We start from the raw sequence: 12,285 nt of genomic DNA, 5'->3' as shown, positions 1-12,285 counted from the left end.
AATATAAGGGAAAGGAGAGTGTGTATGGCAACCACAAAAGAGGGTGTACATATAAAAGGAACAAAAAAGTCCCTGCCGGATGGATGGTCTACCTATGCCTTCCGATACGCGATTTTCCCTACATCGGAACAAGCCACAAGATTAGAAAGAGCGTTCGGATGTGAACGCAAAGTGTATAACGAATATGTTTCTGGTTTGTATGAATATCTGGAATCAATCTCCTTTGAAGGTGGGATTATTCGTTATAAGGTGCCGAATTACACAACGATTACCGCCAAACATGATTACTTAGATAAAAGTAACGATTCTTTTGTGTATAATGACGCGAAAATGAGATTCCAAGCAGCCATTAAAAAATATAATGAGACGTATGCAAAACGCCCCGTACAATACAAAAAAGCAGTGCGGAAAAAGATGAAAACAATTGGATATGTTCCCGTATTAAAAGACATCAAAGGTATGCCCAAGTTTCACAGTAAAAAACAAGGGAAATTCAGCTATACGACAAATCAAACAAATGGAAATATTAAAATCGCGCAAGTAAATGGTTCTTATGTGTTATGTATTCCGAAGTTCCAAGAGGGGATTTCGATTCATCTTCACCGAGAATTACCGATGGAAGGGATCATAAAAAAAGCAACAATTAAGCGAGAAGGCACAAATTATATTGTTTCTCTTTCTGTTGATTCATTTTGTCCACATGAAAAACAGGTAGAATCAATTACTTCTGAAGAAGTAATTGGATTAGATTACAGTCAAAGTGAATTGTATGTGGACAGCGAAGGACGAACCGCGCAGTATAGCCGATACAACAAACTTATCGAAAAACGACAAAGAAGAATGAACAAATCTTTGGCGCGCAAGAAGAATCATGCGAAAAAAGATGAAACAGGGCACATCCTATATAGTCAGAATTATGAAAAACAAGTGGGAGAATATCAAAAAGTAACAACAAAAGTAAAAAACCAAAGAAAAGATTTTCTACACAAGAAAAGTAATCAGATAACCAATGATTACCACGCTATTGTCGTAGAAGATTTGAACTTAAATAATCTAGCGCAATGTTTGCGTTTAGGAAAAAAACTACATGACAATGGATTTGGTATGTTTCGCATGATGTTACAATACAAATCTAAGAAAAAAGGCAAACACTACATCGTTGCGGATCAGTATTTTGCATCCAGTAAATTATGTAGTGCGTGTCATCATAAAAAAGAGACGTTGAAGTTATCAGAAAGAATCTATACGTGTGACAATTGTGGCACGAAAATCGATAGAGATTACAATGCGTGTCGGAATCTAAAATATTATGGCATTCGCGTTCTACAAGAACAAGGTGTACTCGCATAATTTGTATCGATTTTAGTAGCGGTAGGGACGCCGCGAATATAAGGCTTTGGACATGAGCTAATAGGCTTGTGGATGAATGAGCAATAAAAGAGAAAGTCTTTTGGCTTTTGAAGCCCCCACTTCAAACAGACTGTAAGGTCGTTAAGTGGGTGGGTAGTTCACAGAATGTGGTTATCCAATTACGATGGGAAATGCAATTTCAGAGTTAAAAGAATTAGCATATTATATAACGGATAGCAATGAAGATGATGGTGTAGCATCTATTCTAGAACAGATAAGGAATGATACAGGTGAAACAGTTACTTGAGCAAGCGATTCAACTTCGAAATGAACAGAAATACGAAGAGTCAAGAGACATACTAGTTGGATTAGCTAAGCTTACTGAAGATCCAGAAGTCCTCTACCAATGCGCATGGACACATGATGCGATGGGTCTTGAAACAGAAGCTGCTTCATACTATGAACAAGCAATTGCTAACGGACTTGCTGGGGAGTCATGATGCGGGGCATACATTGGACTTGGAAGTACATATCGTTGCATGATAAAGCGATTGTGACGATAGAAGCTGGACTCAAACGGTTTCCAGACAATGATGTGATGAAAGTCTTTCTTTCTATAGCGAAATATAACGTAAAAGCTTATGAAGAAGCAATGAAATTATTGATTGAAACTGTTGTAAAACTAGAAAGTGTAAAAGAATACGAAGGAGCTATTCTATTTTATAAGGATCATCTTCATAGGATTTTTAAATAAAAAGGTGGGATTGTATGAGTGAATCTATTTCACGTACAAGAAAAAGTATATGGATTGCTGTTATCGCTTTAATTGTACTATCAAATTATCTCGCGTATGCACTTCCAATTGTGCCTGCTGTGCCAAAAGAAATGGTACTAGGATCTTTATTAGACTTTCTCATTGTCATTCCAGTCATTACGTATTTCTTTATTTTACGTAAACGCTATTCCTTAACGTATATATTTCCAGTTGTAATAGCAGGTTATATCGCGGCTAGATTTGTTATTCCGAGCGATTACTTACAGTTATTTTCATTTGTCTCTTATATTTTAGTCGCAGGAGAAATTGCTTTTTTAGCTTTAGAGTTATTTATTCTATATAAGATTGCTAAAGCATTACCGAAGATTATACGATGTTATAAACAATATAAGAATGAATATCCATCATTCTCCTTTGCAATTGATAAAGCGTTTGAAACTACATTGAAAAGAAATACTATAGTAGATGTAATTGTTTCGGAATGTAAATTATTTTACTACGCTTTATTCTCTTGGCGTACAAAGATGCCAGAAAGCGAGTATGTTTTTTCGTATCATAAAAAGACTGGGGCAATCCCATTTTATATTATGCTTATTCATGCAACATTAATTGAAAGTATTGGATTTCATTATTTACTTCATCAATGGAATCCGGTCTTAGCTTGGATTTTACTCATTTTAAATATATATGGAATTCTATATTTTTTAGCTGAGATCCAAGCAATTCGTACGAATCCCTATATTATGACGGAAACAGAAATGATTATTCAAGTCGGATTTGGTAGGAAGATTGTTGTACCATTTTCTCAAATAGAAGAAATTACCTTTTATAATGGTGAAGCATTAACGAAGGAAGAAGAAAAAGAGGTATTCGAAGCAACGGTAATGGAATTTATAAAGGAACCAGCTACTTTCGAAATAAAATTAAAAGAACCGTTAACAGCACAGTTATTGTATGGGTTTACGAAAAAAGTGAATCGCGTACATGTAAATGTGGATGATGAACGGAAATTTTATGAGGCGATTGTTGAAAAATTAGAATAAAGTGAACAAAATGAATAACAAGGAGATACAATTACATTTGTTATTAAAAAGAATTGAAACCGCATTCGAGGAGCTTGTAAAAAGGGCCGAAGACGCGGTTTTTTATTTTAAAATATTATTATATCTTGAAGTCTGATTAAAGTATCACTAAATATGGAACTTTTTAAGTAAGTGGATGGTGAAAATATTATTAAATTGGATGTTTGTTTCTTAGAACTATTCTTTATTATAAGAAGAGAAAGATATATTAATACTATTTTTTAGGGGTGAATACTAAAAATGTGTTCTCAATTTAAAACGCCATTGTTTACTGCACTTGTAGAACATGCGCAAAAACAACCAATCCAATTCCATATTCCGGGTCATAAAAAAGGAAGAGGAATGGATCCTGAATTTAAAGAATTTATTGGTGAAAATGTTCTTTCCATAGATTTGATTAATATCGCTCCATTGGATGATTTACATCATCCAAAAAAAATCATTAAACAGGCGCAGGATCTGGCTGCTGAAGCATTTGGGGCTGATTATACGTTCTTTTCTGTTCAAGGAACAAGTAGTGTAATTATGACGATGGTAATGAGTGTATGCGGACCAGGAGAGAAGATTTTAGTACCACGCAACGTACACAAATCTATCATGAGCGGTATTATTTTTTCAGGTGCAACGCCTATCTTCATTCATCCTGAGATCGACAGAAATCTTGGTATTTCACACGGTATTACACCTGAGTCTGTAGAAAAAGCTTTGGAGCAGCATCCAGATGTTAAAGCTGTCCTTGTAATTAACCCTACTTATTTTGGAATCTCTAGAGATTTGAAAAAAATTGTAGACATCGCTCATAAACGTGATATTCCAGTTTTGGTAGATGAAGCACATGGTGCTCATATACATTTCCACGATGAACTTCCTTTTTCAGCGATGCAAGTAGGTGCGGATATAGCATCGACAAGTGTGCATAAATTGGGGGGATCACTGACACAAAGTTCTATTTTAAATTTGCAAGGAAGTCGTATTTCGCCGAAGCGTGTACAAGCGGTATTAAGTATGTTAACAACTACATCCACTTCTTACATTTTATTAGCCTCTTTGGATGTAGCGAGAAGACGACTAGCGACTGAGGGACAAGCTTTAATAGAAACTACGATTCGTTTGGCTGAACAAACTCGTGCGCAAATTAATAAAATTGACTACTTGTACTGTGTTGGTCGTGAAATTTTGGGTACAAATGCTGCGATTGCTATGGATCCAACTAAACTCTTAATTTCGGTAAAAGATCTTGGTATTACTGGCTATGATGCAGAAAAATGGCTCCGAGAAAAGTTTAATATTGAGGTTGAGCTATCAGATTTGTATAATATTCTTTGTATTATCACACCCGGTGATATTGAACAAGACTTATTAAAGCTTGTTCATGCGTTGAAAGAACTGTCGGTTACTTTTGAAAATCAGACAAATGTAAATATAAGTACGTCTGTATTATTGCCAGATATTCCAGTACTTACTTTAACACCACGTGAAGCATTCTACGCTGAAACTGAAATGGTTCCATTTGAAGAAGCGGTAGGGAGAGTTATGGCTGAATTTGTTATGATTTATCCACCCGGTATTCCTATTTTCATTCCTGGCGAGATTATTACGGAAGAAAATCTAATATACACGAAAAAGAATAAGGAAGCCGGTCTTCCAGTTCAAGGTACTGAAGATTTTGAGTTGAAATCATTGCGCGTAATAAAAGAAGATTGTATTTTAACTTAATCGGTAAGAAGGTCAATGTCTGGAGGTATTTAGTTGAAGTTCATAGTATTTTCACTTCAGATAGGAATGTTATTCATGTTTAGCTTAGCCGGAGAATGTCTACAGAAGACGTTTAGTCTGGCGATACCAGGGAGCTTACTAGGGATGCTAATGCTTTTTATTCTTCTTTATTCTGGTATTGTGAAGGTTAGGTGGTTTGAGCTAGGTGCAGAAAAATTAATAGCATTTTTGCCTTTATTTTTAATTCCTTCTACTACAGGATTAATGGAGTATGGTTCCTTTTTTGTTAGTAAGGGAAGTATAATGTTCTTTATTGTAATTTTAAGTACTTTAGTAACATTGCTCATTTCAGGGTATATCAGTCAATTTTTGGTGAGTTCAAAAAAATAGAAACGACAGGATGAGTTTTTAATATGGGTTGGGTTATTATTACTGTTATTTTATACTTATTCGCAACCAAAATATATAACAGATTTGCATCTCCTTTTACTTTACCGGTGCTAACAGTTACAACAATAATGATTTGTTTACTTCTTACTTTTGAAATCTCCCATAATTATTATGAGGAAAATGGTGGGAAGTGGCTTTCTGAATTTCTTAATCCAGCAATCGTTGCTTTAGCTATCCCGTTGTTTAAAGAACGAAGTATACTAGCTGAAAATTTTTTCTCGATACTTATAGGGGTAGTAGTCGGCATAATTGTTCTAGTAAATTTAAATGTGTTTTTCGGAAAGGTATTCCAAATGGATAAGGAGCTTATATTAACTGCTATACCACAATTGACAACGATGCCAATCGCGATTTCATTATCTCACCAAATAGGCGGTATTCCTACTATGACAGCTAGTTTTGTAGTAATTGCTGGTTAGTACCATACGGAATAGAGTTATTTATGTAGCCTAGTAAGGCAACAAATTAAACCAGCAAGCTCCTCGCTTGCTGGTTTTCATCGTAAACTATTAAAAAATATGGTAAGATTAAGAGGTAACTTATGGTATGGTTGGTTGTTCAATTATCACTTCTCCAGTTAGAAGGGAGGTGATAATGAATGAGTGAAATTGCGTTATTATTGCAAGGCGGATTATTTCTCGTTGCACTGTTAACGTTTGTTGTCGTTTTAATCGATAAGCTCAAAAAATAACAACCCACCTATGCCAATAGAATGTGGGTTGTCTCGTTTGTAAGAAACAAATAGGATAAATGAACAATCCAATCTGCTAAGTTACATGGACTGGTGTGTAGCCGCACACTAGTCTTTTTTATTTATATACAATTTATAATTGTTTTATGTGATTGTATTGTTCTTTTCATATTCATTATAACATAGTGTCTTTTCATCAAGAAAGGAGACCGTATGTTCTTATTTTGAATAATTGTGATTTAACTATGATTCAATTCGTAAAAAATAACTTTGTTACCAAATGGGTCTAATAGTTCCATTTCTTTCGTGTCCCAAGGGGTAACTTCAAGGCCAGGACAGGAATAGTTATATTGTTTGGATAATAATTTTTCGTGAAACTGTTCGATCTGTGAGATTTCAATTCTAACTGCAGCACCTGGACAACAGTCTCCATGATGTTCAGATAAGTGAAGAATGTTATCCAGATAGGAAACTTGCATATACAAAGGAGCATCAGTACTAAAACGGTGTTCCCAATCTAATTTAAAGTCTAGAAAATGTATATAAAATTCTTTTGCCTTTTCCTCATTAAAACTTCGTAAAATAGGAATAATCATTGTTATTTCCTTTCATTATTTTTAAACACGAGTAGCTTGTGTACTCTTTTGTTTAAATAACTCATCCATGTATTGTTTTAAACTCTCAATATAGAATTCCTGTTTTTCTACATCATTCACCCCAACAATTGGAGAGGAAAGTTGATATTTTTTTCTAGAAAGATGGACAACAACATCAAAAATATCAAATAGACGGATGAAACAGAATAAGCCGTCTTTATCACTTAATAAAATAAAATAGTGATTATCGCTAGTTGTATTGAGAGTATTCCACAATGAACTTTTACTTAAATCACGAACAATGCTTCGTTCTTTTAATTCGATAAAGTCAACATAAGATATAATAGTAGAAATATCAATTGCATCTGGATCATTAAAATAACCGTCAATTGTCTGTACTGCGAATGTATAAGCCATTTTTAAGATACTCATTTTATATTTACGGTTATCTAAAAGTAGTTCACGTTGAATTGAACTAGCTACTTTCGTTACACGCTCTTCTTTCCAAATTTCATTATGTAATGAAATATCATGTTTTTTACATAGTTTCATAATTAACTCATTAGAATAGTATATTTCGTCATTCGTTTCCACTTCTTCAGTTTCTGCTGCAGCTAATTCTTGACCATACTCATTCGTATAAAGAGGAGAATCAATTTGTTGCTTCATTTGTTCAATTTTGTATTGAATCAGTTTATGCCGAATTAATGGTCGATCCACGTTTGTTGTGAGATGTTCATAACAAGTGTCACAAATTGAATTTGTAATATAATATCCACATAAAATCTCTGGGATAACATGTTGTTCACTAAGTTCTTTCGTTTCATTTCTGCAAATGATACATTGCGTCATATTTATCACCTTTACCCTGCAAATTTGTATGTAATCTCATTGTAGTGTATTTATTCGTATTTTGGAACATTGAAGATGAAAATAGCGTGTAAAATTCCCGGGTGTTTTGATACAATATAGAGAAGTGCTAGTTTAAAGGAGGACGTATTTTTGAAATCGAAAGTGCACTTTTGGACATTAGAAGTGCTAATGGTTGTAGGAATTATATTTATTTGCACAAAAATATCATTTTTATTTCAACCGATTGGCATATTCATTTCAACTTTATTTTTCCCAATTTTAATCGCCTTGTTTTTATACTTCATCTTTAATCCAGTGTTAGTGTTTTTAGAGGCGAAAAAAGTTCCTAGAAGTTTAGCGATATTGTTGTTATATATGTTTATCATTACATTGACAGCAATTGCAATTGGTGTAGTCGTTCCGACGGTTTCACAGCAGCTGATGGATTTAGTGAAAAATATGCCAATATATATTAAAGAGGGGAAAGTATACATACAAGAATTATCTCATCATAGGCTATTTGAATGGTTAGCTACACAAAATTATGTATCGATTGAAACGATTGAACAAAACGCAATTGAGTATTTAAAGGAAATACCAAACACGATAACGTCGAGTGCAACGGCTTTATTTGGTATTATTACAAACGTTGCATTAGTTGTATTTACAGTACCATTCATTTTGTTTTACATGTTTAAAGATGGACATGCATTTCCAGGGAAGGCTGTTAGTTTCTTACCGGAATCGTATCGTGAAGAAGGACTTCATATTATAAAAGAAACAGGAGAAACATTGTCTGCCTATATTCAGGGACAAGCACTCGTTTGTATATTCGTCGGTGCATTTACATTTATTGGATATGTTATTATTGATTTGCCCTATGCTTTTGTTTTAGGTATTATAGCGGCATTTACAAATATTATCCCGAATTTAGGACCTTTTATTGGGGCGGCGCCAGCTGTTATTGTTGCTTTGTTTGTTTCCCCAGTGCAAGCAGCTTGGGTAATCGTTATCGTAACCATCGTGCAACAATTTGAGAGCAACATCATTTCACCGCGTATAATGAGTTCGAAATTGAATATCCATCCTTTAACAATTATTGTGTTAATTCTTGGTGTAGGTAATTTCGCTGGTATTATTGGAATGATTTTAGCAGTACCAGTTTACGCTGTGACGAAAACAATTGTTTCAAACTTGGTGAGATTATTTAAGATGAAAAGAAATAATCGGAAATAAAAAGTATTCATAGGAATCATAAAAGGTACATTGCTTTTTAAGTGATGTATCTTTTTTATGATGATTTTAAATACAATAAAAATGCCTAGTTTTAAAATGGGAATTAGGCATTTTTATTGTGTAATTTTTACTCATTTTTTTGAAAGAATTAGCCTTTTAAATGCACATTAGACTATGTGGAATCCCTCTCAATAATCCAAATCATTTCCCTGCAGCGTACCATTAACATTTTAATCTTCTCCTTTCATTATTTTAAGTTAGATCATTATAGATGCGTATAGTATTTGCTTCTACGATCTCGGATGTCATCCATAATCTTTTTATATTGCTGTTCTTGCGCAATTTCAGCTTCGGATAATCGCTTCTTTTGAATTGTAATCGTTAAAAAGAAAGCGTGAAATTTCACAAATAAATTCCTCCTTTCGTAAAGGAATTATTGGTGACTACAATAAGGGAGTTGACGTTCTTTCACTTCATCCATAGCGTTTTGAATGTGTTGATCGTGTAACATTTCGAACTCAGAAAATTTATTTTTATGAATCGTAATGGTTAAAAAGAATACTCGAAATTTCATTAGGTGATTGCTCCTTTGTATATAAATTTTTAGTACATATGGTTGTAATAAGAAACTTGACGCTCTTTTGTTTCGTTCATAATCGTTTGGATTTGTTGTTCATGTACCATTTCAGACTCAGAAAATTTACTTTTATGAATCGTAATGGTTAAAAAGAATACTCGAAATTTCATTAGGTGATTGCTCCTTTTGAAAATTATTTTTTTAATACATTCGATTATAATAAGAACTTTTACGATCTCTTACTTCGTCTATAATCTCTTTTAAATGTTGTTTACATAAGATTTCAGTTTCAGATAAAGATTCTTTCTGAAGAGTAATCGTAAAAAAGAAAATATGAAAAGTCATAAATGAATTCCTCCTTTCGTAAAGGAATTACAGGTGACTACAATAAGGGGTTTGACGCTCCTGTATATCACTCATAGTTTTTTCAATGTGTAGATCTTGCATAGTTTCGACTTCAGATAATTGCTTTCGCTGAATTGTAATGCTGAAGAATAGTACGTGAAAAGTCATTGGATATTTGCTCCTTTCGAAAAGAAATAGTGTTAGAGATTAAAAAATCGCACAAAAAAGCCACAGGAAGATACAGTTCTTCTGCGGCAGGGCGTGAAAAAGCCACAGGAAAGTATACGACCTCCTGTGGCGAATTTGTTAATTAAAGAAAATACCGGACGATTTTCAATTCTCCATTAGGGTGGTCGAATTCATATTTAATTGTAAAACAGATGCAACATTTAATTTTAATTTCATCATTTCATTCGACCTCCTTTTAGAATTTTTTTCTTACGTTAGTAATTATATACAATTAGTGGATAATTGTAAACATAAAAAATGAAAATTTTTAATTTTGATTAAAATGCGTATATTTTGAAAGGGAGTTTTATAAAGAGGTATCACACTTTAAGGGTATGATGCCTCTTTTTTGATAGAAATCATGGGAAAATATTGAATGGAAATATATTCTTGTGGTATGGTTAATTACATAAGTGATGAACCTATGAACCTGAGGAGGTGAAAACATGAAACAATCTCTTGAACAAAATAAATTAATATACATACAAATTGCAGAAACGATTGAATCGGATATTTTAAAAGGGATCCTACTTGAAGAAGAAAAGGTTCCGTCAACAAACCAATTTGCAAAGATGCTACAAATTAATCCTGCTACAGCGGCGAAAGGAGTAAATTTGTTAGTTGATGAGGGTATTTTATATAAAAAGAGGGGGATTGGAATGTTTGTTACAAAGGGAGCAAAGGAAGTGGTACTAAAGAAGCGGCAAAGCGCTTTTCAAAATGAATTTTTGCCTAAAGTATTGGAAGAAGCAAAAGTACTTGAGATTTCGAAAGAGGAACTCATTCAAATGATTCAAATGGCAACAAAGGGGGGAAAAGAATGACAATTGCAATTAAAACTGAAAAGTTAACAAAACAATATAAGAAAAAGATTGCCGTAAATGAATTAACTTTTTCACTAGAAGAGAATAAAATATATGGTTTGCTTGGTAGAAATGGGGCAGGGAAAACGACGCTATTGCACCTTCTTACTGGACAAATTGTCGCAAGCCAAGGCAATGTATCTATATTTGGTGAAAATGTATATGAAAATAGTCATGCATTACAAAATATTTGTTTTGTAAAGGTGAAAGAAGAAGTTTATTTGAGTTATAAAGTGAAAGAGATTTTTAAGTTATGTAACCTATTTTATAAAAATTGGGATGGGTCGTTCGCAGAGGAGCTCGCGGTAAAGTTTCAATTGGATATGAATCAAAAGTACCATAGATTATCGCACGGTATGCAAACTGTTGTCGGAATCATTAAAGGATTAGCGAGCCGGGCACCTATTACGATTTTTGATGAACCGACGACTGGTTTAGATGCAGCGCACCGAGACTTATTTTATAACGTTTTATTAGAAGATTACGGTGATCACCCGCGAACAATTATTTTATCGACGCATTTAGTAGAAGAGGTAGCGCATATTGTCGAAGATGTGTTGATTTTGAAGGATGGGCAAGTAATTGTTCAATCGGCGGTTGAAGATTTCTTGCAGCAAGCCCATTACATATTAGGACGAAAAGATAAAATGGATGAATTTATGATAAATAAACATGTTGTTCATCGAGAATGCTTTGGGAACAAAGGAATTGGCGTTATATGGGGAGAGTTATCTGAAGAAGACTATAATTATATCAAAAGTGAAGGTTTAGAAATTGAAGGGGTTTCGCTTCAAAAATTATTTATTTATATAACGGATGGTGATGTAAAGTGAAGATGTTAATGAAACAGTTGAAATTACAAATCCATTATCATTACAAAGCTATTTTCGTATTTTGGGCTTTGGCATTCATTATTCAAAGTTTACCGAATTTCATAGATATAAGAGATATACGAATTGGCTTTTTACAAGATGTTATTAACAATCCCTCTATTGCGGTTATATTTTTCGTTGTAGTGAGTACTTTCTTTATCCAGTTAGATCTATTTCACTTAGCTGTTTCTTTTGGCGCAACGAGGTTACAATTTTTTATTGGATCGATTGGTTATATTGTTTTACAATCAGCATTTTTTTCGTTTCTTCAAATTCTTTTTTTACCGGGCCTATTTTATCATGTAGAAAGTAATAGTTTGTTAGGTGGTTCAATTGAGCAGTTCTTTGTACAGTTTTTGCTTTATGTTACGGTAGCGAGCCTTTTCCAAGGTATTGTTATTTTCCAGCAAAGATTTAACTGGATGGGGTGCGCAATTGGTTCAATCTTTTTTATAGGCTTAACAAGTGTATGTTATAACACAGGCTTAAAAATGACGCTTACAAAAACTGAAGTTTTGATGAATATCCCTTCGTTTATCATCATTTCCATTGGGCTAATTATGCTTTACTTTCTAGTTAGTGGCATCTTTATTCGTAAAATTTCTCTAGAACAAACCGTTTAACACATTATATATTGTTATTAAATGGATAT

At 33.5% G+C, this 12,285-nt stretch carries 16 protein-coding genes and 3 pseudogenes; 12 read left to right on the top strand and 7 right to left on the bottom strand.

Annotated features, from left to right (window positions below; genetic code table 11):
* Positions 1-24: 24 nt before the first annotated feature.
* From LOK41_RS09415 to LOK41_RS09380, 8 genes and pseudogenes are all read left to right on the top strand, one after another.
* Positions 25-1,350 (top strand): RNA-guided endonuclease InsQ/TnpB family protein, encoded by a 1,326-nt coding sequence (locus LOK41_RS09415; RefSeq protein WP_241816230.1) that lies wholly within the window; start codon positions 25-27, stop codon positions 1,348-1,350.
* A 169-nt stretch (positions 1,351-1,519) separates the two neighbouring features.
* A pseudogene (locus LOK41_RS09410) lies at positions 1,520-1,657 on the top strand (HAD family hydrolase); the annotation flags it as partial.
* Positions 1,641-2,104 (top strand): annotated as a pseudogene (locus LOK41_RS09405) (tetratricopeptide repeat protein). The pseudogenes LOK41_RS09410 and LOK41_RS09405, both read left to right, overlap by 17 nt.
* Positions 2,105-2,118: 14 nt before the next feature.
* Positions 2,119-3,168, top strand: coding sequence for a hypothetical protein (locus LOK41_RS09400; protein ID WP_241816228.1), 1,050 nt, complete (start codon positions 2,119-2,121; stop codon positions 3,166-3,168).
* Positions 3,169-3,447: 279 nt separating this feature from the next.
* Positions 3,448-4,923, top strand: a complete 1,476-nt coding sequence (locus LOK41_RS09395; RefSeq protein WP_241816227.1) for an aminotransferase class I/II-fold pyridoxal phosphate-dependent enzyme — start codon at positions 3,448-3,450, stop codon at positions 4,921-4,923.
* A 33-nt stretch (positions 4,924-4,956) separates the two neighbouring features.
* The gene (locus LOK41_RS09390; RefSeq protein ID WP_241816226.1) at positions 4,957-5,313 is read left to right on the top strand and encodes a CidA/LrgA family holin-like protein; all 357 of its coding nucleotides are present in this window, start codon (positions 4,957-4,959) and stop codon (positions 5,311-5,313) included.
* Positions 5,314-5,336: 23 nt separating this feature from the next.
* Positions 5,337-5,789, top strand: a pseudogene (locus LOK41_RS09385) (LrgB family protein); the annotation flags it as partial.
* 182 nt (positions 5,790-5,971) lie between these two features.
* On the top strand, positions 5,972-6,064 hold the full coding sequence (locus tag LOK41_RS09380; protein ID WP_001289320.1) for a putative holin-like toxin: 93 nt from the start codon (positions 5,972-5,974) through the stop codon (positions 6,062-6,064).
* A 239-nt stretch (positions 6,065-6,303) separates the two neighbouring features.
* Here the strand turns inward: LOK41_RS09380 and LOK41_RS09375 are convergent, their stop codons facing one another.
* Together LOK41_RS09375 and LOK41_RS09370 are read right to left on the bottom strand one after the other, a co-directional pair.
* Positions 6,304-6,660, bottom strand: a complete 357-nt coding sequence (locus LOK41_RS09375) for a glyoxalase superfamily protein (protein WP_241816225.1) — start codon at positions 6,658-6,660, stop codon at positions 6,304-6,306.
* 21 nt (positions 6,661-6,681) lie between these two features.
* On the bottom strand, positions 6,682-7,512 hold the full coding sequence (locus tag LOK41_RS09370; protein ID WP_241816224.1) for an HNH endonuclease: 831 nt from the start codon (positions 7,510-7,512) through the stop codon (positions 6,682-6,684).
* A 150-nt stretch (positions 7,513-7,662) separates the two neighbouring features.
* Between LOK41_RS09370 and LOK41_RS09365 the strand changes: the two genes are divergently transcribed.
* Entirely contained in the window at positions 7,663-8,748 is a 1,086-nt protein-coding gene (locus LOK41_RS09365) for an AI-2E family transporter (RefSeq protein ID WP_241816223.1), read from the top strand.
* 265 nt (positions 8,749-9,013) lie between these two features.
* Here the strand turns inward: LOK41_RS09365 and LOK41_RS09360 are convergent, their stop codons facing one another.
* From LOK41_RS09360 to LOK41_RS09340, 5 genes are read right to left on the bottom strand one after another with little or no spacing between them, the layout of a single operon-like run.
* Positions 9,014-9,154 (bottom strand): YrzI family small protein, encoded by a 141-nt coding sequence (locus LOK41_RS09360; protein ID WP_241816222.1) that lies wholly within the window; start codon positions 9,152-9,154, stop codon positions 9,014-9,016.
* A gap of 27 nt (positions 9,155-9,181) precedes the next feature.
* A complete protein-coding gene (locus LOK41_RS09355; RefSeq protein ID WP_174100555.1) occupies positions 9,182-9,322 on the bottom strand; it encodes a YrzI family small protein in 141 nt (46 codons plus the stop codon).
* 29 nt (positions 9,323-9,351) lie between these two features.
* On the bottom strand, positions 9,352-9,495 hold the full coding sequence (locus LOK41_RS09350) for a YrzI family small protein (RefSeq protein ID WP_241816221.1): 144 nt from the start codon (positions 9,493-9,495) through the stop codon (positions 9,352-9,354).
* A gap of 31 nt (positions 9,496-9,526) precedes the next feature.
* Positions 9,527-9,670, bottom strand: a complete 144-nt coding sequence (locus LOK41_RS09345; RefSeq protein ID WP_241816220.1) for a YrzI family small protein — start codon at positions 9,668-9,670, stop codon at positions 9,527-9,529.
* Positions 9,671-9,697: 27 nt separating this feature from the next.
* Complete coding sequence (locus LOK41_RS09340) at positions 9,698-9,838, bottom strand: YrzI family small protein (RefSeq protein WP_241816219.1); 141 nt, start codon at positions 9,836-9,838, stop codon at positions 9,698-9,700.
* Between the two features lie 506 nt (positions 9,839-10,344).
* Between LOK41_RS09340 and LOK41_RS09335 the strand changes: the two genes are divergently transcribed.
* Genes LOK41_RS09335 through LOK41_RS09325 form a run of 3 tightly spaced genes read left to right on the top strand, consistent with a single transcriptional unit; the run spans position 10,345 to position 12,256 of the window.
* Positions 10,345-10,722, top strand: coding sequence for a GntR family transcriptional regulator (locus tag LOK41_RS09335; protein WP_241816218.1), 378 nt, complete (start codon positions 10,345-10,347; stop codon positions 10,720-10,722).
* On the top strand, positions 10,719-11,594 hold the full coding sequence (locus tag LOK41_RS09330) for an ABC transporter ATP-binding protein (protein ID WP_241816217.1): 876 nt from the start codon (positions 10,719-10,721) through the stop codon (positions 11,592-11,594). The genes LOK41_RS09335 and LOK41_RS09330 overlap by 4 nt, the downstream gene beginning before the upstream one ends.
* A 2-nt stretch (positions 11,595-11,596) precedes the next feature.
* The gene (locus LOK41_RS09325) at positions 11,597-12,256 is read left to right on the top strand and encodes a DUF4052 family protein (protein ID WP_277818561.1); all 660 of its coding nucleotides are present in this window, start codon (positions 11,597-11,599) and stop codon (positions 12,254-12,256) included.
* Positions 12,257-12,285 lie beyond the last annotated feature (29 nt).

This window comes from Bacillus sp. TL12 (genome assembly GCF_022625245.1).
In the GTDB taxonomy this organism is placed as follows: Bacteria; Bacillota; Bacilli; order Bacillales; family Bacillaceae_G; genus Bacillus_A.
The sequence above is the reverse complement of the archived record's forward strand: the minus strand, read 5'-3'. Positions and strand labels throughout refer to the sequence as shown.

What these genes read in the sequence shown, in the direction of transcription:
- LOK41_RS09335 (WP_241816218.1), top strand. Translation starts at nt 10,345, where the DNA reads ATGAAACAATCTCTTGAACAAAATAAATTAATATACATACAAATTGCA.
- LOK41_RS09330 (WP_241816217.1), top strand. Translation starts at nt 10,719, where the DNA reads ATGACAATTGCAATTAAAACTGAAAAGTTAACAAAACAATATAAGAAA.
- LOK41_RS09400 (WP_241816228.1), top strand. Translation starts at nt 2,119, where the DNA reads ATGAGTGAATCTATTTCACGTACAAGAAAAAGTATATGGATTGCTGTT.
- LOK41_RS09325 (WP_277818561.1), top strand. Translation starts at nt 11,597, where the DNA reads ATGTTAATGAAACAGTTGAAATTACAAATCCATTATCATTACAAAGCT.
- LOK41_RS09395 (WP_241816227.1), top strand. Translation starts at nt 3,448, where the DNA reads ATGTGTTCTCAATTTAAAACGCCATTGTTTACTGCACTTGTAGAACAT.
- LOK41_RS09415 (WP_241816230.1), top strand. Translation starts at nt 25, where the DNA reads ATGGCAACCACAAAAGAGGGTGTACATATAAAAGGAACAAAAAAGTCC.
- LOK41_RS09345 (WP_241816220.1), bottom strand. Translation starts at nt 9,670, where the DNA reads ATGACTTTTCATATTTTCTTTTTTACGATTACTCTTCAGAAAGAATCT.
- LOK41_RS09375 (WP_241816225.1), bottom strand. Translation starts at nt 6,660, where the DNA reads ATGATTATTCCTATTTTACGAAGTTTTAATGAGGAAAAGGCAAAAGAA.
- LOK41_RS09350 (WP_241816221.1), bottom strand. Translation starts at nt 9,495, where the DNA reads ATGAAATTTCGAGTATTCTTTTTAACCATTACGATTCATAAAAGTAAA.
- LOK41_RS09370 (WP_241816224.1), bottom strand. Translation starts at nt 7,512, where the DNA reads ATGACGCAATGTATCATTTGCAGAAATGAAACGAAAGAACTTAGTGAA.
- LOK41_RS09340 (WP_241816219.1), bottom strand. Translation starts at nt 9,838, where the DNA reads ATGACTTTTCACGTACTATTCTTCAGCATTACAATTCAGCGAAAGCAA.
- LOK41_RS09380 (WP_001289320.1), top strand. Translation starts at nt 5,972, where the DNA reads ATGAGTGAAATTGCGTTATTATTGCAAGGCGGATTATTTCTCGTTGCA.
- LOK41_RS09355 (WP_174100555.1), bottom strand. Translation starts at nt 9,322, where the DNA reads ATGAAATTTCGAGTATTCTTTTTAACCATTACGATTCATAAAAATAAA.